Here is a 20,091-nt window from a genome sequence, read left to right on the forward strand (position 1 = left end):
ATAAAAGGAAAATGCATGGCACGCGTTTTGGTGATGATACCGTCCGGCGAAGTTTATGATCACGATAATGTTCGTTGGTACAAGTATCAGGACGTTCAAAGGAGCATCAATCACTACCACAATATCGGCGACGCCTTTGTATTTGATTCGACACTGAAACTTCTCAAATTCACGCAACTGCGCACGCTGACGATCAATCAGTTCGTTGAGGAGGATGTCGACCGCCTGCGGTCGGAATTCGACTATGTCGTTCTGCGCGGCTCGAACTACATTCATAGCGATATGAACTGGGAGTGTGCCGAACAGGTACTCAAGAGGCTGGGGCTTCCTGTTCTTGCCTTCGGCATCGGTGCGCAAGCGCCTGTGAACGGCAAGATCGAGCTATCTGAATCCACTAAAAATGTCTTGAGGATCATTGGTGACTCGACACAAAGCATTGGCGTCAGAGGCGCTTACACGGCGCAGGTTCTTTGGGATCTGGGCATTCGTAATACCAGGATCATCGGCTGTCCGACCGCATTTCGGAAGAACAACCCGGACCTCAAAATCACGCTCCCGAAGGTCGAAAACCTCAAAAAGGTCGGGTTGACCATCCGGCGGGAAGTGTCTCCGGCCTATGCCAAGGACATCAAGCAATATCTGACGTTCCACCGCGACCTTGTGAAGTCCTTTGCAAGCCGGTTCGACACCACGTTGTTCGCGCAGGGCGAAGTTGAGGAAAAGAAGCTTGTTCTTGGAACCGACGAGCAGAAGGAAGAAGCCATTGAGGCCCTGAAGAAGAATGCCTGGGTGGGCGAGTGGTACCTGGACGAGGAAATCGAGCGGCTCTATCGGTCCCGCCTGTTCTATTCCGACGTGGTCGCCGATTACGACGCCGCAGTCAGCGCCTGCGATCTTGTTCTCGGTTACCGACTGCACGGAAATCTCATGGCGTTGGCCAATGGTGTTCCGTCCATTTATTTCACATATGACAGCCGGACGCGTGAATTTGCCGACACATTCAAGATCCCGCGTTTCGATGTTTTTTCCGCGAAGGTCTTCCGGTTGAGCGATTACTGGGACCCGTCTTGCTTCGACCCATTCAATGGCGCGTATCGGCATGTCTATGCTGCGATGCATCAATTCCTTGAGGAAAATAAAATCCCAAATCGAATGCTGGGGAATGAGTTTGTTTTGGACGAAAAAAGGATGGCTGCTGCTCAGTAGGACTTTAATATTTAGAAATTACAAATAAAATAAAAGTAATACGGAAATTAATTTCCCGTATATACGTATAAAAATTATTTAAATTACACTAAATACATAAAAAAACTTGAATTTTACTCTGCTGCGTCGCATTATGGTCACAAATTCACGCGATTTTTTGATCGTGTACTTGGTCATCATGCGAGGGCATTTCTCGGGAAATAGCCGATGCATCGCAGATTTTGGGGGCTCTTATGACAGTTGTGGCCACGCAAGAAGCGTTTCCAGTCGAAAAACCGGCGATAGAGGAAAGGCTGCTTAAGGACTTGACCCTGATTGTCGTCGGGATTGCCCGGCAGGAGCTTCCGGCCACCCTGTTGGGTGCGGTGCAAACCGTCTGGTTCCAGGGCGTCTCGGACGGACAGGCGCTGTTTTCAGACGAAAAGGGTGCTGTCTTCCAGGTCATTGAAGCGCCTCTCATGGCCCTTGCCGTTCTCGCCGAACCCGGAGCGTCGGGTGAAGCCGACACATTGTTCAAATGGTTGCAGCGTCACGGCGTCGTGCAACTTCCCTCCGTGGTCGCGTGGACCAGGGGGCAGGAGAGTGAAGCCGTTTCTTCCGTCGTTGCGCTGGTTGCAGAGCACGTGAAGTCGGCCGCGCGCCGCCTCGTTCTGTCCAATCGGGAGCTCAGAACCCTGAGAAGCATGAACGACGACCTGCAGAACCGTTTTGCTGCAATCGAATCCTTTCTGAACCGCAATGGGCTGCAGCCCCTTGATCTGGTGTTCAGCAACGAACCATCCGAAAATCCTTCGAACGCCAATGTGCTTGCAAGCGCCTCAAGGGAAGGTATCAGCCAGATTCTGCCGGTTCCGAGCTCCGGCGTCAGCGGCGTTTCCATCCATGTGGATCAATTGTCGATCCGGCAGGATCTCAAGATGCGCGCCCAGCTTGTGACGCTCGAAGACCTTCGGATCGTCGACACGTGGCAAATTTCAAGCGGGGACCTGACGACCGGCTGGAACACATTTGGCTTGTCGAAGTCGACTGCCGGGCTGAACCGGACCCTTGAATTCCGCCTTCAGCTGGAAGATGCCGACGAGGACACCCCGCTGCTGTCGCTTGGCAGTCTGCAGCCGATCGAAATGTTTCAAGTGCGCGACGCCACCAACGGAATGCCCGTTCTTAAGAACAGTCTCGCAGTCCAGGTCTGGGGTGGAATTCCGGGCGTCTCAATGCCGCCTTCTGCAAATTACATTGCCGCACAGTCCCAGCAGGCAAGCCAGAGCGAAGGCTTTCGGGACATGCCGATTACTCCGGGCGTGCTGGAGCACGCAAGCCTGGCGAATTCCGACGAAGTCACGTTCGACTTCGAAGCGATCATGCCCTTGCCTGCCGAACGTGCAATCGGGTGTCATCCACCGGCGGAGGGGATCACAATCGGCGAGTTGCCGGCTGCCTGCCCGCCACAGATCATCAGAATGTCTGCCAAGGCCTATATCGACAACAGCCGTGCGGCAGACATTGACTTTGCGATCGCAGTTGCGGGCAGCCTCGAGGCGGCCAAAGCTCTGTTCCGGGAAGAACGGCAGCAAACCGTCGGTGAAGCTTATTCGGGATGGCAGACGGTCTCCTTTGGTGAGAGCGCCCACCTGAGTGCCTTTGCAAGCGAGCAGGTTGGCGCATGGCAGAACGTCTATTTCGCGACGCGGATGAACGAAGAAGGCGGAAATGATTTCGCCTGGGCCAAGTTTGCGAATTTCCGCGCCGTTGTAAGCGGATGACGACGATGCTGCGTCAGACAGGTCCAGGACAGGAGCATCCGAATGTGCGCTACGCACAGTTTGGAAGTTCCGAAAAACCCTCGGCAACGATCGCTATTCTGATACCGGTCTTCAAACACTCTGTGCTTTTGTCCGAAGCAGTCGATTCAGCGCTGTCTCAGGAAGCGCCGTTCAACGTTGCCGTTGTTATCGTCGACGACGGCTGCCCTTATCCGGAAACAGCGCAGGTCGGACAGGCTTACGCGCTTGCGCACGACAACGTCTACTATCTGAGAAAGCCGAATGGCGGACTGAGCTCGGCGCGCAACTACGGCATTGAATTCGCCCTGCGTACTTTCAGCGATCTCGAAGCTGTCTATTTCCTGGATGCCGACAACCGCATCACACCTTCAGCAATGCGCGTTCTTCTGGAATACATGCGTGCGAACAAGGGGATAGACTGGATATATCCCAACATTGACAAGTTCGGGATCGAGTGGAACGGGAACTACACCGCCCAGTATTCGCGCCTGCTGCATGTCACGTTCGACAATATCTGCGAGGCCGGCAGTCTGGTGTCAAAGTCCATTCTCGATGCCGGTGTCAGGTTCGACGAAACCATGAAATCCGGTTTCGAGGACTGGGAGTTCTGGTTGCAGGCCATCTCGCTCGGCTTCAAGGGGGCCAACCACCCGTTTTTCGGTTTCGAGTACAGGCAGCGGGCCGAGAGCATGCTCCGTGACTCGAACCGGACGCGCGAGAGCATCCTGGGCTATATCAGGACCAAGCACAAAAAACTGTTTTCAGCGGATACACTGTTGCGCTGGGAACATGAAGAGACACCCCGTTACGTCGCTTTCGGAACCGATTCCTATCTGGTTGATCTGTTTACGGATCCGGTCGTTCCGCACGAACGGCGGGGTTTTGAAGAATTCGTCAAGATGTTCTGGGCCGCACAAACGGAACCTGAAACCTTTGGCGTGCCGCCGTTCTGGCTCTGGATGTCGCCCGCGCATCGCGATGCGCTGAAAGGCTTCGGGCTGCTCCATAATATCCTGTGGCTCGGCGAACGCCTATCCCAGTCGCACCATTTCGTCGCGATCCGATTTGAGAGCGACAAGGACCAGCTGGGCGTCGAGGTCCAAACCCTGGACGAAGGCAAGGAGCTTACCAAGCGGCCGCTCGGCTGGATCTGCTCGCTCGGGATTTTGCAGCAATGCGTTGCCGACAAGTCCGATGACTGGGTCCGGACGCTCAGAAAGCCCCAGCCGTCTCCAAAAATTGCGGAAATCGTTGTCCGCGGCCCGTTTTCAGCCGAAGACATTCAAGGCACGGCATTGTCGTCCACCAACAGCCTTCTGGCGACTTTGGGGGCATTGCGCGATTCAGGCTACAAAACGGGTGCGGATAAACGCTGGATATGGCGATCCGCCTATTTTCCGGATCGAAGCAAGTATTTCGAATTCCTGCGCCATTCCCTGGGTGCCGCGCCGATCATGCCGCGGCTTGGAACAGAAGGCGGTCCGCTTCGGGTCGGGCTTTTGCTCCCGATCGCTACCTTCGGCGGTGTTGAAAAAGTTGCCTACGCCACCGCGCGCGTACTGAAAAGCGCAGGCTGCGAAGTGCATCTCTTTGTATTCGGCAAGCCCGTCTACAATCGCATTCCCGACAATGACGGCGCATTCGACAGCATCAACTTCCTGGCTGATGACTATCCGCTTTGGGGCGGCCCGAATATGTTCTCAGGGCACGACATTCTGATGGGGCACGACGAAAACGCGCGTTCAGAAGAAATCCTCGGTTTTCTGTCGGGTCTCGACGTGATCGTCAACAATCAGCTCGCGCCGGCCAACGCGGTTTTCGGTGAACTTCGCCGGCGCGGTGCGAAGATCGTGAATTATGTGCACGTGCTTGATGCGTCGGAGATGGGGCGCGCCGCCGGCCACCCTTACCTGACACTGGCCTACGAGCACATCTACGACAGCGTACTCACTTGTTCGCGGGACATGGCCGAATGGCTTCATGGCATGGGTGTGCCGAGTGCAAAGCTTCTCCACATTCCGAATGCGGCCGGTTATCCGATGGCATCGGAAGACGTAAAGCGCCTGACTTCCACGCGCGGTCAGGAGCACGAAGGGCCTTTGAAGGCGGTATTCCTCGGGCGTCTGGACCGCCAGAAGGGAATTGAACGTATCTTTGCCGCAGCCAGGACGCTGAAGCGCAATGGTGTTGCAATCGACTGGCGCATCGTAGGTTCCGACGTGATGGATATGGGTGCCGGCGGATCCTGGAAGGACAGGTTTGCTGATATCGGCATTCGCGTCGAACCACCTGTTTATGACAGTCGACATCTCAGCAAGCTTCTTGCCTGGGCCGATGTTTTTGTCCTGCCTTCCAGGTGGGAGGGTGCGCCGTTGACCATCATCGAGGCACAGCGGCTCGGCTGCGTGCCGATCGCGACAAATGTCGGTGCGGTGTCTGAACTCATCGACCATAAGGTCGACGGTATATTGCTCAGATCGGACGACGATGGTGTTGTCACTCAGGATCTGACAGCCGTTCTCGAAGCCATCGGCAAGTCGCCGAATGTCTTGAAAAATCTCTCCGAGCGCGCAATCGCCAGGGCGAATGACCGGAACTGGGACAAGAGCCTGCAGCCGTTTCTCAGGCAGCTGCACACCTGGTTTCCTGAACGTCTACAAACGATCCGGCGAACCAAGGTCGCAGTCGCGCCTTCTGGCAAATCGACCAATGCACCTGCGGCCGGCGGAGACACCGGAAGTGACCTCGCGTGGCGGCAATCAGGCCGTCAAACCACAGCCCGTTAACTGAAGGGCGCTTTGGCCCAAATTCTGGAAGGTGCAGATCGCATGAAAAGGCTCTTCGTATTGAATGGCGGTGCAGCCGTCAAACCAGGAAACAAATCCGCTTTTTTAAAAATTGACGATCCGCTCTCGGCGTTTGCCCGCGGCGGCATCAATACAGGGGACGTTCTCGTTTACGACGCCATGCTGAAGGCGCTTGCGTATGACGAGATCAAGAACCTGCAATTTTCTCATGCAGGCGATCAGAAGCTCTGGCCGAAGGATGAATATGACGCCACTGTTGTTCGCGGATCCAACTATCTGACAGAAACGGTTGATATCGGCAATGTCGTGCCGCTGCTGAAAAAGCTGAAGGGTCCGATCGTCCCCATCGGCGTCGGCGCACAGGCTGCCAAGTACAAAAAGCTGGAACTGCCGAAAGGCAGCGTCGAAGCCTGGAAGATTATCGCCGACAAGTGCGAAACGATTGGTGTGCGCGGTGTCTACAGTGCTGAAGTCTTCAACGACATCGGCATCAAGAATATCCGCATCATCGGCTGTCCAAGCTTTTACCGCAATCTGAGTCCATCGATTGAAATCAGACCGATTGATCCGGCAAATGCACGTGTTGGGCTCACGCTCAACAGGTATCTGTCCGCGGACTATGCTTCAAACGCGACAAAGACCAACCGGATGCAAAGGGCCCTGATCAAGGCCGTCGCGAAACGGCCGGTGAACCGGCTTTATTCGCAGGGCGAGCGTGAAGAAACGCTCGCGATCTTTGAAAAGGGCGAGGAAAAGCAAAAGCACATCCAGTCCATTCTTGAGAAGTACAATCTTCAGGGCGACAAGGATGTCGAGGCGCTCGTCAGTGACCGGATGCAGGCGTTTTTCGACGTGGACGAATGGGCTGCGGATGCGAAGGAGAATGTCGATGCCTTGGTCGGCTTCCGCTTGCATGGCAACGTGATCGGTCTGCATCAGGGAATACCGGCGGTGTTCTTCACCTACGATTCGCGTATTCGCGAGCTTTCAACGCTATTCGCGATCCCGTCTGTTGAGGTTGAGGATTACATGCCGATCAATCTTGAGAACATCTTCGAGAAGGCTGATTTCTCGAAAGTGCAGCATGTCTACAGGCTGAATTACGCCGAGTACCACCGTTTCCTGACTGAAAACGGCTTGAACCACGTTCTGGTGAAACCGGTCGCGGCTCCGCCGAAAAAGGCTCTGGAGAAACCGAACCTTGTACAGACCGACCAGAACCTGGGCGAAGTCACCGAATGGTTTCAGGATGAAGTCGGTTACATGACCGGAGAGATCCAGACGCTTCGCGACAGGGCCTGGAAACTGGAATTGGCGCTGCGCGATCTGAAGTCGCCGGAACCAAAGGCAAAACTGGCAAGCTGACCGCCATGTTCCAGCAGACACAGCCGCTGCCGTCGATCAGCCGCCGCCGCTTCTTCACGGCAGCGGCAGGCGGTGTCGTCGCCGCCGCGGCGCTCACAAGCCCGCGGCCGCTTGCCGCCTTTTCCGGCGGTGCACTGCCAGCACCGCTGACACGCTCCGATGGAGACTGGAAGCTCACATTCGAGGACGAGTTTGACGACCCGGTCGCCTTTCAGACCACGTGGGAATCGCTCAAACGAGGCGGGCATCAGCACAAGACGATGCGCTATCCCCGCAATGTGGTCGTAGAAGACGGCGAACTCGATCTTGAACTCGGTCATCAAAGCGACCCGAAGCGGCCCTTTACCGGCGGCTATATCCGAACGCGCTCGTTCCGTCAGACCTACGGCTATTTCGAATGCGAGATGCGCATTGCCAGCGAGGGGGGCGTCAACAATGCATTCTGGATGGTGTCCGACAGGTCTTTGCAGGGAAATACCCAATTCGAGCTGGATATCGCCGAGGTGAAGTATCCGAATATTGTCCAGGTATCCGCAAGACGCTGGAAACCTGAAAAGATCGTCCTGGCCGCGACGTACCGGTCCGATAGCCAGTTGGACGAAGGTTTCCATCGCTACGCTATGCTCTGGACCGAAAACGAATTCCGGTTCTTTGTCGATGATCAGGATGTCTTCGACATTGAAAATACGTTCGCACACACACCGGGCATGCTTTTGTTCAGTAATGCCGTTGCTCCCTTTGCCGGAAAAAATGACGGCGATGTCGAAGGTGCGGCGACGACGGTCCGCAATGTGCGCGTTTTTCAGGATTTCAGCGCATAAGCGGCACAAGACAATCCGTTGAGGGCGGCTGATCGCTAAGGAAGGATCCGGCCGCGTTCGTTGCATCCGCACGCTCTGCGGGGCAGCTAAATTGAAGGCCCGGCAAAGTCTTCTCGATACGCATTACTGCGCCTTTTGCGGAAATGCCGGCAGGGTTTCAACCACGCGATTTCCCAAAAGCGTCACGCCCTGATGCGCCCGAGCGAATGGAGATTTGGCTCCGCCCTGCCAGGGCTGGGTGACATTCAACTCGATAACACTGTCTTGGGCCGGTGTGCCGTCCTTGTGCGCCATCACGGTGATCGACGGCGCGCCAGGCTTCCCCGGCCGGGAATCCGTAACGGTGTTTTCCGACACGATGACGCCGCGCGCGCCCATCACCGTGATGCCGTGCCAATGGTCAACCGCAATCGTGTTGCCACGGATAATCCAGTTCTCGTAAAAACCATCGAAAAGTCCGATGCCCTGAAGATAGCAGGTTAGAGGATGGTCGCCGTTTCGGATCTTGTTGCGCTCGAGCCGAACGTTTCGCACTGTTCCCTTTCCTGCCTCGCCGGCCGCATCGAGTGACCAGGATTGAAAGCCGTCGTCATGGTTCCGGTCAACGCCGACGCAAGTGTCGATCAAGTTCTCGACATAGTCGGAGTTGTTGCCGAGGCCTCGAATGCCGTCACCGCTGAAAAATTCAATGACGTTTCGTTCGATCCTGGCATTGTCTGCATAAGTGGATATGGCGTGCCGGACATTGAAAATGCGGCTGTCAGTCAGGGCGATATTCTTCCCCGATAAGAAAATACCGTCTCGCGCGGACGCCTGCCACAGTGCTGCCGTCCAGCCCTCGGTGCTGTTTGCCGAGGCGACGGTCATGTTGTTGAGTTCAATGTTTTTTCCCTGCTGGATAGTGACAAGGGCCTCGTCTGGATTTTCGCCTCCACGCGGCAAGACAACCAGCCCTTCGATGCGCAAGCCGGAGCTGTCTTCAATAAGCAACTGGTCCACTTCCGCAAGCGCGTCATTCTCTGCGGTTATGGTCAATGGGGTCTCGAAGTTAAGCCCGTTCAAGACGATCGAGCCATGAGATCCTGATGCCAGAACGATGCGGTCACCGCCGGCAAGTTTACCCGCATCGATCAGCTGTTGGGCGTTTCCCGGTCCAGCAGAGACCCGGAATTCGGTTGCTGAGCTTGCGGTCAAACTTGTCACCACGAACAAGAACGCAAGGATTGATGTTTGCAGCACGCGGTCCTCACTGGTGCATTGGTCCAAGCGGATGGCTTTTCTCCAAGCCTTGGGAATTGAAACGGGAATCCGGTAATTCGTCAATTCCGCCCTTGGAGGGTCAGATCGCGCATCGCCTTTCAGCAAAATCGAAGGAAGACTGAAGAAAGCGTCTTTGCCCGCCGGTCACTCTGCCGCCAGGCGCACCGCGTCCGAAATTCGGCTGTAACCGTCCCGGGTCTGCGGCGTTTTGATGCCCAGGATATTCCCGGCGATCTGCGTGCGCAGGATCTGTGTTGTGCCGCCTCCGATGGTGAACATCCTGACATCCCGGTACATGCGCTCCAGCGGTTCCTTGTCACTGTAACCGCGCGCACCAAACATCTGCAGGGCGTCGTTGACCACTTTGATGGCCATTTCCGATGTAAACAGTTTAGCGCGCGCCGCCATTGTCATGTCCGGGTAGAGGCTTCCGCCCGGACCGCGCGAACGTGCGGCTTCGTGCACCAGAAGCCGTGCGGCGTGAACCTGGGTGTCCATATCCGCAAGCATCCATTGCAAACCCTGGAATTCCGCCAGGGGGCGGCCGAATTGCTGACGTTCCAGCAGGTGTTTCTTTGCGTGTTCAAGTGCGCCGGATGCAACACCAAGGGCGACGGCCGCCGCGCCGACGCGCTGAGAGTTGTAGGCATTCATCAGATCCGCAAAGCTGTGCTTCAAACCTGATGGCGGAGCCAGCAGCCATTTTTCATCAATTTCGACATTGTCGAACTGCAGTTCGGCCTCGGGCATGCCGCAGAGGCCCATCGTGTTCTCCCGGGCTGTAACCGAGAAACCGGCAGGCGATTTTCCCTTCGCCGGATCGGCGAACAGGATGAAACCGCCGATGCCTTGTTCCCTTCCGGTTTCGTCCAGAATCCGCGCGAAAACGAGATGGAGCTTAGACACGCCGCCGCCGGTGATCCAGTGCTTCGTTCCGTTGAGAACGTACTTGCCACCCCGTTTACGTGCCGTTGTGCGCATTTCAGTGGCAGCGCTTCCAGCGTCAGGCTCTGTTATGCAAATGGCAGGCTTGTCACCTGCCAGAACATGGGGCGCACAAAAAGCCCTTTGTTCGTCAGTGCCGTAACCCATGACAGCGCTGATACCACCCATATTCGCCTCCACGACAATTCGCGCCGTGAGCGTGCAGGACCGTGCGATTTCCTCCACCACCATCGCAACGTCGAGGTAATCAGCGCCAAGGCCGCCATAGGTCTTCGGGATCGACATTCCCATGATCCCGGCATCCGCCAACTCGCCGACATTCTGCCAACAGTAAGCGCGCGTCGCGTCCCACTTGGATGCGCGCTTTTCGAAACCCCGGGACAGCTCTTTTGCAACGTTCACAAGCGGGTGTGTCATGACAGAAGCCTTCGATAACGTTTCTGTGAGGATACACCTATGAAAATTCAGAACAATCGAATAAAAATGTATATCAAATTCAGGAAATCTTGATTTATGCAGACGCGGTCACTCAGAAGTCTCGTGCATGTTGCGAGGATCGGCTCCTTTGCCAAAACGGCCGAGCAGCTCAACATGACGCTGTCCGCGCTCTCCATGCAGATAAAATCGCTCGAATCTGAACTCGGCGTCGCCCTTTTCGATCGCTCCGTCCGCCCGCCGAGGTTGACGCCGATCGGACGATCCATTGTGAACGAGGCAATCCCGCTCCTGCACCGCGAAGAAACCCTCCTGGAGATTTGCCGTCCCACCGGTTCTCTGGTCGGCCGGTTCAGGATAGGCTTCGTAACAACAGCAGCTGTGAGACTGCTACCTGCCTTTGTCCTGAACGCTCAGGAAAAAGCGCCGCTGGCCGCGTTCGAGTTTGAAACAGGCCTCTCCAGAATCCTGCAGGAGAAGGTTGCGAACGGCAAGATCGATGCCGCGGTCGTGACCGATGCTGACGGGCTTCCCGAAGCCCTGTCCGGCCGGATCATCGGAGAAGAACCCTTCGTTTATGCCGCCTGTGAGGACATTCTGGACGAAGGTCTGAACGGTCTTTTGCAAAACCACACCTTCTTCCATTTCATGCCGGATACCGGGATCGGGAAACTCATTGCCGCGGAAATGGCAACGCATGAGCGCCCCAGGGATGCCCGAACGGTTATGTTGGACAATCTGGAGGCGATCATGGAATGCGTCACGGCCGGTCTCGGGTTTACCTTGCTTCCCGAACCTGACGTTCGGCGATACCGGTCCGAGGCTGTAAAAACTCTGCCTTCACCCAAACATTTGCGGCGGAAGCTGGTTCTGGCCACCGTGAGCAACGGCATTCTGGCGTCGCGCGAGAATGCCTTGGCTGACCTGTTAGGCGCCGGCCCTTTACCCGGGTGACATTCGACGCGGGTCTGCAAAACCCATTATCGAACCGTCACTTGTGTTGAGCTCAGCCTGTAGTATCTGACGTTTTTGCAGGGACTACGTGCTCGGCGCTTCGTATCCTCGTGGGTTCTTGCAAACCCAGTTCCATGTATCGCGGCACATGGCGTCCAGATCGCGTTCGGCTTTCCAATCCAGCAGCTCTTCGGCAAGTTCGGTATTTGCGTAACACTCTGCAACATCGCCGTCGCGGCGCGGGACAAAGGAAAAGCGGATCTCCTTGTTCGATGCGCGTTCAAAAGCTTTCACCATTTCAAGAACGCTGTATCCGTTTCCGGTTCCAAGATTTACTGCAAAACAATTTGATGTCGCGGATCCTGACGCCAGTACCTCATGAGCGCGCAAATGCCCCTCGACGAGGTCGGTAACATGAATGTAGTCGCGCACGCCCGTTCCGTCCCGCGTCTCATAGTCATTGCCGAAAACGGAGAGCTGTTCGCGCCGGCCGTCGGCAACCTGGGTGATGAACGGCATCAGGTTGTTCGGAATGCCGAGCGGATTTTCTCCGATCTGTCCGCTGTGGTGCGCGCCAACCGGGTTGAAGTATCGCAGGATGCCGAAACGCCACTTTGGATCGCTGGCGGCAACGTCGCGAAGCATTTCCTCGATCATCAGTTTCGTGCGCCCATACGGATTGACGGCACTGGTCGGGTGATCCTCCGTCAGCGGCAGATACTGAGGCTCGCCATACACGGTGGCCGATGATGAAAAAATCATCTGTTTGACGCCGCAATTGGCCATGGCTGAGAGGAGCCTGTGGGTGCCGACCACGTTGTTTTCATAGTATGCAAGCGGTATTTGCGTCGACTCGCCGACGGCCTTCAAACCCGCGAAATGAACGACCGCCTCGCAGCTATAGGCCTTAAGTATTCTTTCAAGATTATCCTGGTCTCTGATGTCAGCAATTTCGCATTGGATTTTTTGACCGGTAATCGCTTCGATACGCTCAAGGCTCACACGGTTTGCATTGGATAAATTATCAACAACAACAATATCATAGCCAGCCTGCAGGAAAGCGACGCAGCAATGCGATCCAATATAGCCGGCACCGCCGGTGATGAGTACTGTCATTAAGACCCCCGTATCGTCAGTGAATCAACTGTACACAGAAAAACTGATATCTGAGTTTTAATTTCGTACCTTTGTCTAAAATGTGACGATTAAATATTTAATTATTTTGAGTTTATACTTAAATTTGTCACTTATTTCTGTGATGCCACTGCTTTGCATCGGTAGGCCGTTCAGGCGCCGACTGAAGCCGGATCCTGATGTTCAATCTTCCAGGTCCAGCTGCCGCGCGGGTCATTCCCGGTCAGGCCAGCGAACCTTGTCACGCCGCGCCAAGCGGCCAGCTTTCGATTGCTTCTGACAGCCGGTCGAGGACTTGAGGAGACGTTTCCTGTCGATGAACAAGATGCCAGTTGAACAGGATCGGCTCTGCGGCGAGTTCCAGGACTGCGAGGTTTTGTGCGTGGGCAGACATCGCAACGCAAAGGCTTGGAAGAATGGAGGCTCCGCGGCCATCAGACACCATCCGGCAAATGAGTTCCGTCGATTCAATCTTGACTGCCTTCCCGGGAAATGACTTGCCGCGATTGAAAAACCGGTCGTATTCCCATCCGGGTTCCGGACGCAGATCGTATGTCAGGAAGGGCAGTGAAGAGAAGTTGAACGGTTGTGCCAAATCATGCGCCGTCGACCCATCACCTGGAGGAAAGATCGCGACGAGCCGGTCCTTGGCAACTGCGAGGGATGCCAGCACGGACTGACCAGGGTCTCCCGGAACGAGTGCAATGTCGGCGATGCCCTCCGAAATAGCGCTGCCTACGCCTTCGCTTGTTATTCTCATGATTTGAATGGAATGGTCGGGAAGAGCGGTCTGGCAAACATCGATCAGGCGAGATGACAGCTCGGGAGCGTCGAAGTGGCTCAATGCCAGGGTGAGTTGTCTGGTATTGCGCTTTCCCTGCCAGATCGCGTCGCTTTCAGCTTGTCTGAGTGCGGGCAACGCGGAACCAGCTGCGCTGGCAATGGTTTGTCCCGCCTCTGTCAAAACAAGCGTGCGGCCATGTTTTCGTGCCAGAGAAACACCAAGTCGCCTTTCGGCTTCGCGCAAACGCTGCGTGGCTGCGGATTGCGTTACGCCGAGCGATGAAGCGGCTGCGGAGAGCGTTCCCTGATCCTTTAATGCCGCCACCATGGACCAGTGCGCCATATCCAGAAGATGCATTAGTCTGTCTAATGTTTTTTTATCGAAATCCTATTTTACGCTTCGTTTTTTTAATGTCATCCATTTTCAGCTCTGATTTTTTTAACGGGGGTGACTCCAATGAGGCATGATTACGAAACGGCCGCCCTTGCCGCGCTCGCTTGCGTCGATCTGGACAGGTGGCCGATCCATGAACCCGAAAGTGCTGCCTATCGGACCAGACTGGACCAAGTTCGCGAAGCATTGCACGACGTCGGGTGCGCGCGGGTCGACGGCTTCATCCGGAAAGATTACAGAGAAGCGTTCGACGACGAGGTGAATGGGGTTGCGCCAACGGCGCATTTTTCAACCTCGTCGATCAATCCTTACTTCACCCCTGATGATCTGTCCTTGCCGGCGAGCCATCCGCGTCGCCGCTATTCGGAAAACACCAACGGTTTCGTGGCCATGGACCGTTTCCCGAAAGGCGGCCTGTGCCTGTCTCTTTATAGAAACGTCGCGTTGCAACACTTCATCACGGACTGTCTGGAGGAGGAAAAGCTTTTTACCTTCGATGACCCCCTGGCAGGCGTTGTCGTCAATGTCATGAAGGAAGGACAGCAGCTCGCCTGGCACTACGATACCAACGAGTTCATCGTCAGCCTTCTGACGCGCAAGCCGGAGAAGGGCGGTGCCTTCGAGTATGTCCCGGATCTGCGCCGGCCCGGCGACGAGTGCTATGACGACGTGGAACGCGTTCTGGATGGACGCAGCGATCGCGTCCGCAGTCTCGCCCTGGAACTGGGGGACCTGCAGATCTTCAAGGGACGGTTTTCGCTCCACAGGGTCGTCAAGGGAGAGGACGAGCGCCATACTGTGATCTTTGGCTATGCAAAGGAACCGGGCTTTATCGGTCGCGTTGAACGCACCAGAAAAGTGCATAACCGCGTCACCCAGGCCCATATCGATGCCGAAAAGCGGGTGCGTAACGACGGACTGGCAGATTAAGTGGGCAAAATTTTCGTGACGATCCTAAGCCAGCGCCGATTGGGTGACAGACGTTTGACCGTCTTCTAAACGACTGCTGCCGGAATCGGTTTCCCGGTTCCGGCAGATCAGTCGACGGTATTTGTCGCTTTTTTTGTTATGGGTTTACCACGACATAGACCGTCGTTCCGTCTTGCGTGACGGCCTGGTAGTAGACGCCGCCGCAATTGTAGTAGGCGTTGTATGGTGTGCAGCCTGAGATGTTGTGGCGGCGATTTACACGGCGGGAAGTTCTGCGGGCCGTGCGCCGGGCGGCATTCTGCGAAGCGGTCTGGGCATTTGCGTCAGCGACCTTGAACGACAGGGAACCCGTCGATTGCGGCGCGTGAAAATCCACGTTTCCAACATAGCCAACTGAAAATGCAGCGGCGGCGAGTGTGAGTACTTTGATGTTCATTTTTTTGTCCTGGGAGATGTGTGCCGCGATTGTGAATTCTCGGTTTTTCGCGGCGGAGTGAGATTTGGTGTCGCTTCGGGGAAAACCGGTCGAGATCAGTTTTCTTCGTAGGCGTTTTCAGCTGCCTCATGGCGGCGGTTAACGCGCCTGGACGTGCGGCGGGATGTCCGGCGCGCTGCGTTTTGCGATGCGGTTTGCGCATTGGCTTCGCTCATCTGAAGCGTAAGCGGTCCACCTGTGGCGATGGAGTCCATGTTGATGTCGCTGACGTAACCGATCGAAAAGGCGATCGCTGCGAGGGTGAGTGCTTTCAATTTCATATTCCTGCTCCTTGGCTGTTCAACCGCCCCCCAAAAGGGCAGTTCGTTTGTTGACAAGCGGAATATGGTTGAAGAGCGAAGCAGCTTCTTTAGCCGTCTGGCCATGTGTTTGATCGTTCTGGCCAAAGTGCACGCCGTGGCTCAAAATGCGTGGGAAACGCGCGGGCGCTACCTCCACGCAACGTCAAAAGGTTAATTCTTTCAGGCCTTTGAAACGCGACTATGGATCGTGATCTGCTCGGCGTCGTGTTGACCAAAGTGCAAACGAACAAAGGCTCCCGGCAGCTGCCGGGAGCCTTTGTTCGACTTTGATACGGTCAGTCCGGAGTCAGTGGCCGGAGCCTGCCAGACCGATACCGGATGCCAGACCAAGCCAGGCCCTGATGCGCAAGCCGACTGCCTTGATGATGCCCAGGGCCTCGATCACGTGGGCCGTTACACTACCTTCAAGGGGACCTTTCAGGTGTGTCGTGTAGGTCTTGACTAGGCAGCCGCTGCCCGGGACGAGAAGTTCCTGGTGCTCCGGGTGGACAAGGTCGAGGTGTGCCACGATCTGTCCGCGCTTGACCCGTTCCGCCGGTTCCATCAAACGATTGGTCGGTGCCATTTGACCGGAAGCAATCGGTTCCTGGATCCGCGTTATCCGTGCGGGTAAAACCGTATTGGTCATCGCAATGTTGAAATTGCTTTCGCAGGCAATTTCCGCGGCCATGCCTTCATAAAGCTCAGTGCGGGAAACCTGCGAGAAGCCGGCGACGATCCGACCCTTTTCCTTCGATTTGCGATCCGGAACAATCATCATGGCGGGGCTGATAGCGGCCTGGGCCGCACGAGCACCGACACTCAGGGTCAGCTGTTCGACGGGGCCATCGACGAAACTGTGTACGCGAGTCTTAGCCAATTCCACCTCGGCCTGCTTCAGGGATGCCTTTGCGCTTTCAAGCTGTGCCGGCAGGATACTGTTCGCCTGGATCCGCGCCGTGCCCAACTTGCTTTCGGCCGCGTCCACTTCCGCTTTGCGGGTGTCGCGCTGCGACGTCGCCCGCTCCATCTGGCTGTGCTGGTAAGCTGCCGACCCGCGCGCCTGAAGTTCGTGGTGATCGGCCAGGGTCAGTTCGGCCTGTTTGAGCGCCGATTGTGCTGCAGCGAGCGATGCCTGTGCAGTCTCAACGTCCATATGCGCTGCGACGATTGCGGCCTCCACTTCTTCCACCTTGCGGCGGCTGTATTCCACTTTTGCAATCTCCGCGCTGTTTTCAATGGAAAAGAGCGGATCCCCGGTCTTCACATGATCTCCACCCTTCACGAAGACCTCGGTGACCGTGCCGCCTGTTTCGGCGACAACCGGGACCGTGCGGTAGGGAACCAGGCCGGTATAGGATTTGGGGTAATAGTAGAAGACCGCAAAAAAGACGATCAGCGCGAGGACGAACCACAGGAACAGGGCCCGGTGGACGTTGTAGAGCGTGACGGGCAGACCACGCCAGCGAAGATACATGACCCGCAAAACGAACGGGAATGACGTGACAAGAATCTCGATCATTTTGCTGTCTCCTCGGTGCCGGTTTCAGCTTCCTCGGGACGCAACCACAGCATGACGTCGCGTGCGATCGCGGTCAGGATGAGGGTTGCGGGAAGCAGGATGCTGAAATGATCGAGCGCCGGCATGATTTCGTAGGCAAGGGCAACCGTCAGCATGGTCGGGATGGTTGTGCGCAGCGGCGTGCCTTTGGCGCGATGCTCCGCGTAGTGATCGAACTGCGAATAAAGGTGTATCAGCAGAAAGATGGCGAGCAGGAAGATGATCAGTCCAACCCAGGTGTAGGTGTCGGCTTCTCCCGGCGGCACCCACCATCTGGGTTCACCGCTAGCGGCAGCGGCCGATGTTGTCATTGCGCCGAGAGCAAGAAGCACCGGCAATACGAGCTTTTTCACGATATGTGTCCTTTGCTTATTCGGTAAAAAGCCACCCCCCAAGGGCAGCATGTTCCGTTCACGTGGCTCAGATGGTGAAAAGTCGTGGGGCGGTCTTTTGAGCTCTGGCCACGTGTTTCCTTTTTCTGGACAATCAGGCAGCATCGCCTGACCGGAAAGGCGGCTAGGACAAACGGGAAGGGTGTTTCGGTACGATGCCGAAGTTAAACGCATACCGGCTCAAACATGTGGCCCGCGTCTATTCACAAGAGCCCGGAAAGCCGAGACCTTTCGAGGGCCTTTTGACCGATCTCGGGATCGACCCGGCCATCCTGACCGACGCGGAAGCGAGGATCGAGCTTTCGGCAGAGGCCGCAGTTGTCACCCTTGCTTGCGACGCGCTTGGAGATCAAACTTTTGCAGCACGAACCGGTCTTGCGACACCGGGAGCAAAAACGCTTCTTGCCTATCTTGCCAATGCCAGTGCGACAGTCGGGCAAGTGCTTGAATTTGCGCAAAAATACTATGCGCTCGAAGACCCGCACCTGACGTTCAAGCTGGTCAATGCGGACGCGGGGCCGATTGTCGCGCTTGAAACCGCCGTGCTTTCCGGGCACCAGGCTCCGCGTCACCGTGAGCTTCTGGTCTTCGGTATGTACAAAAGGATCACCCAGATCGCCGGCCCGGATTTTGGTCCTTTGAAGATCTATCTGGAAAGCGGTGATGCAGACCATTGCAGCAAACTGTCGGAGTATGTGGACAGCGATGTCATTCGCGGCCAATCCATAAGCGGCGTGCAGTTGCCTGCGGGTGGCCTTCAATACCCGATCCCAACCTTCGATTCTGCGTTGCTCGATCACCTGCGGGCGCACGGGGATGCACGGTTGGAGCAGATACCGAAGGAAAGTCTGAGCCTTTCGGAAAAGGTCGTCGCGTTGTTGCGCCAGCAGTTGCCCGGACATTTGGCGAGTGGAGACGAAGTCGCCGAGCAGCTTTTCATGACCCGTCGCACGCTCACACGCCGCCTGGGAGCTGAAGGAACAAGCTACAAGTCGTTGGCCGAGGCTGCCAGGTGCGACATCGCCAAAAGTTTATTGAAGGGCGAGAGCAGCATTGCTCAAGTCGCCTTTCTGCTCGATTTCTCAGATCAGGCGTCATTCTCGGTCGCCTTCAAGCGCTGGACAGGAACCACACCGGCACAGTTCAAACGCGCCAGCATGTGACCGTGAGCTTGTGGAGCTGCGCGGAAAAACCAAGCTGAGCTTCAAGTTCATCATCCAGGTGGACACTCTGTGCCATCGGCTTGATGGGTTTATTGAAATGGCCGCGCGGGCCGGCTGTAACCTGGTTTTCATCGGGCTTGAAAACATCGATCCGGACGTTCCAATTGCCGCCAAGAAACGCCAGATCAAGATCTGGGAATACCGGAAAATGCTGCAAACCTGGAAGGATGTCGGCGTCGTTACCTATGCCGGTTACATTCTCGGATTTCCGGATGACACGCCGGAAAAGATCAGCCGCAACATCGAAATTATCAAAAGGGAACCGCCGCTCGATCTGATTGAATTCTTTGAAGAATCCATCCCGAATACCTATGGGGCACCGGTTGCCAAGACGCAGCAGGAAGATCCTGCAAAGCTCAAGGTCCGGGCCGGGTAACGTTCGATAGCCCTGTCTATCGACGTACCCGCGCCGGCTTTGACGTTCCCCCACCGAAAGTTTGCCTTTGGATATGGCACGAACTGTCTGCACGGCGTTATCGAGAGGCGCAGGCTTTTGTATCTGCGTGCCGTTTGCGTGGTTCACGCATCCGTGCCAAGGCCACCTAGCTGCTGCTTCTCTTCCTCCGGTTCCAGCGGGTCGCCAAATCCCGACGTCGCAAGCCATGTTTCCAGAGCTTCCAGCGAGGAGGCCGGTGCAAAGTTGGCGGACTGTTCCGTGTTGGCCGCGATTGCGATCTTCGGATGCCAGGCATCACCCACATGACAGGCGACCGATACGATCGAAGGTCCGTTGACGGCTTCATAGTCGAATTCCCGGCAAAGCGTGTTGTCCGCATCGACGAACGAAGCGATCACATTGAGCGTTGCGCCGGAGCCGAGAACGGCACTGCTGCCTGATTCAATGCTGGAAAGGGCGACTGCGATTTCCGGGTCAGCCAGAGCGGTAATCCCGAATGGCGGATTGATTTTTGAACCGCCGAACGGTCCGATCGCCATTCCGGCCGCAAGACCGGCCACAAGCGTAATGGATGCCGCGATTGCCGTCGGCCACTGACGTATCCAGTTTCGGCGCGCAAACCGAACCACATTGTCCTGACCGGGGGCTTCAGGTTCTGCTCCGTCCGTGCCAAGCATCGAAGAAATCCGCTCAGCAAGTGCGTCCGGTATCGGCGGCAGCTCTGCCGCCGCCGTTTTTAGCTGGCTCGCGGTTTCCTTGAACATACGGATTTTCTGCCGGATTGTTTCGTCCGCCTCCGCGGCGATCTCAACCTTCCTTGCATCTGCATCCGACAACTGGCCATCCGCATAGGCCATGATGATTTCATCTGTCATATTTGTTTCATCCATCATTTGTCTCGTCCTGTGCGGAATACGTTTGTG

General features: G+C 56.1%; 18 protein-coding genes. 9 read left to right on the forward strand and 9 right to left on the reverse strand.

The window, feature by feature from the left end; genetic code table 11:
* Positions 1–15: 15 nt before the first annotated feature.
* The 5 genes from Q0915_RS00860 (at position 16) to Q0915_RS00880 (ending at position 7,983) form a co-directional block, all read left to right on the forward strand.
* Positions 16–1,206, forward strand: coding sequence for a polysaccharide pyruvyl transferase family protein (locus Q0915_RS00860; protein ID WP_299472504.1), 1,191 nt, complete (start codon positions 16–18; stop codon positions 1,204–1,206).
* A gap of 233 nt (positions 1,207–1,439) precedes the next feature.
* Positions 1,440–2,969, forward strand: a complete 1,530-nt coding sequence (locus Q0915_RS00865) for a DUF6212 domain-containing protein (protein WP_299472505.1) — start codon at positions 1,440–1,442, stop codon at positions 2,967–2,969.
* Positions 2,970–2,974: 5 nt separating this feature from the next.
* On the forward strand, positions 2,975–5,776 hold the full coding sequence (locus Q0915_RS00870; protein WP_299472506.1) for a glycosyltransferase: 2,802 nt from the start codon (positions 2,975–2,977) through the stop codon (positions 5,774–5,776).
* A 42-nt stretch (positions 5,777–5,818) separates the two neighbouring features.
* Positions 5,819–7,162 carry a polysaccharide pyruvyl transferase family protein gene (locus Q0915_RS00875; RefSeq protein ID WP_299472507.1) on the forward strand — a complete coding sequence of 448 codons (1,344 nt, stop codon included), beginning with the start codon at positions 5,819–5,821 and terminating at the stop codon, positions 7,160–7,162.
* 5 nt (positions 7,163–7,167) lie between these two features.
* Positions 7,168–7,983 carry a glycoside hydrolase family 16 protein gene (locus Q0915_RS00880; RefSeq protein WP_299472508.1) on the forward strand — a complete coding sequence of 272 codons (816 nt, stop codon included), beginning with the start codon at positions 7,168–7,170 and terminating at the stop codon, positions 7,981–7,983.
* 123 nt (positions 7,984–8,106) lie between these two features.
* Here Q0915_RS00880 and Q0915_RS00885 read toward each other — a convergent pair whose 3' ends face one another.
* Complete coding sequence (locus Q0915_RS00885) at positions 8,107–9,222, reverse strand: right-handed parallel beta-helix repeat-containing protein (RefSeq protein ID WP_299544147.1); 1,116 nt, start codon at positions 9,220–9,222, stop codon at positions 8,107–8,109.
* A 165-nt stretch (positions 9,223–9,387) separates the two neighbouring features.
* Complete coding sequence (gene acdA, locus Q0915_RS00890; protein WP_299472510.1) at positions 9,388–10,605, reverse strand: 3-sulfinopropanoyl-CoA desulfinase; 1,218 nt, start codon at positions 10,603–10,605, stop codon at positions 9,388–9,390.
* 96 nt (positions 10,606–10,701) lie between these two features.
* Here acdA and Q0915_RS00895 point away from each other — a divergent pair, with 96 nt between their 5' ends.
* Positions 10,702–11,577: a LysR family transcriptional regulator gene (locus tag Q0915_RS00895; RefSeq protein WP_299472511.1), complete on the forward strand. Its 876-nt coding sequence runs from the start codon at positions 10,702–10,704 to the stop codon at positions 11,575–11,577.
* Positions 11,578–11,661: 84 nt separating this feature from the next.
* Here the strand turns inward: Q0915_RS00895 and galE are convergent, their stop codons facing one another.
* The gene (galE, locus tag Q0915_RS00900) at positions 11,662–12,693 is read right to left on the reverse strand and encodes a UDP-glucose 4-epimerase GalE (RefSeq protein WP_299472512.1); all 1,032 of its coding nucleotides are present in this window, start codon (positions 12,691–12,693) and stop codon (positions 11,662–11,664) included.
* A 259-nt stretch (positions 12,694–12,952) separates the two neighbouring features.
* Positions 12,953–13,852, reverse strand: a complete 900-nt coding sequence (locus Q0915_RS00905; RefSeq protein WP_299472513.1) for a LysR family transcriptional regulator — start codon at positions 13,850–13,852, stop codon at positions 12,953–12,955.
* Positions 13,853–13,951: 99 nt separating this feature from the next.
* On the opposite strand from Q0915_RS00905, the gene Q0915_RS00910 reads away from it, so the two are divergent.
* Positions 13,952–14,818, forward strand: coding sequence for a hypothetical protein (locus tag Q0915_RS00910; RefSeq protein WP_299472514.1), 867 nt, complete (start codon positions 13,952–13,954; stop codon positions 14,816–14,818).
* A 136-nt stretch (positions 14,819–14,954) separates the two neighbouring features.
* Here the strand turns inward: Q0915_RS00910 and Q0915_RS00915 are convergent, their stop codons facing one another.
* The 4 genes from Q0915_RS00915 to Q0915_RS00930 form a co-directional block, all read right to left on the reverse strand.
* On the reverse strand, positions 14,955–15,254 hold the full coding sequence (locus Q0915_RS00915) for a hypothetical protein (protein WP_299472515.1): 300 nt from the start codon (positions 15,252–15,254) through the stop codon (positions 14,955–14,957).
* A gap of 95 nt (positions 15,255–15,349) precedes the next feature.
* Positions 15,350–15,574, reverse strand: coding sequence for a hypothetical protein (locus Q0915_RS00920; protein WP_299472516.1), 225 nt, complete (start codon positions 15,572–15,574; stop codon positions 15,350–15,352).
* 328 nt (positions 15,575–15,902) lie between these two features.
* Positions 15,903–17,117 carry a biotin/lipoyl-binding protein gene (locus Q0915_RS00925; RefSeq protein WP_299472517.1) on the reverse strand — a complete coding sequence of 405 codons (1,215 nt, stop codon included), beginning with the start codon at positions 17,115–17,117 and terminating at the stop codon, positions 15,903–15,905.
* Positions 17,114–17,509, reverse strand: a complete 396-nt coding sequence (locus tag Q0915_RS00930; protein ID WP_299472518.1) for a hypothetical protein — start codon at positions 17,507–17,509, stop codon at positions 17,114–17,116. The genes Q0915_RS00925 and Q0915_RS00930 overlap by 4 nt, the downstream gene beginning before the upstream one ends.
* Before the next feature lie 194 nt (positions 17,510–17,703).
* Between Q0915_RS00930 and Q0915_RS00935 the strand changes: the two genes are divergently transcribed.
* Both Q0915_RS00935 and Q0915_RS00940 read left to right on the forward strand, forming a co-directional pair.
* Positions 17,704–18,711 (forward strand): AraC family transcriptional regulator, encoded by a 1,008-nt coding sequence (locus Q0915_RS00935; protein WP_299472519.1) that lies wholly within the window; start codon positions 17,704–17,706, stop codon positions 18,709–18,711.
* Between the two features lie 10 nt (positions 18,712–18,721).
* Positions 18,722–19,147, forward strand: a complete 426-nt coding sequence (locus tag Q0915_RS00940) for a hypothetical protein (protein ID WP_299472520.1) — start codon at positions 18,722–18,724, stop codon at positions 19,145–19,147.
* Positions 19,148–19,290: 143 nt separating this feature from the next.
* Here the strand turns inward: Q0915_RS00940 and Q0915_RS00945 are convergent, their stop codons facing one another.
* The gene (locus Q0915_RS00945) at positions 19,291–20,061 is read right to left on the reverse strand and encodes a hypothetical protein (protein ID WP_299472521.1); all 771 of its coding nucleotides are present in this window, start codon (positions 20,059–20,061) and stop codon (positions 19,291–19,293) included.
* Between the last annotated feature and the right edge of the window lie 30 nt (positions 20,062–20,091).

The organism is uncultured Roseibium sp. (assembly GCF_947494555.1).
GTDB lineage: Bacteria > Pseudomonadota > Alphaproteobacteria > Rhizobiales > Stappiaceae > Roseibium.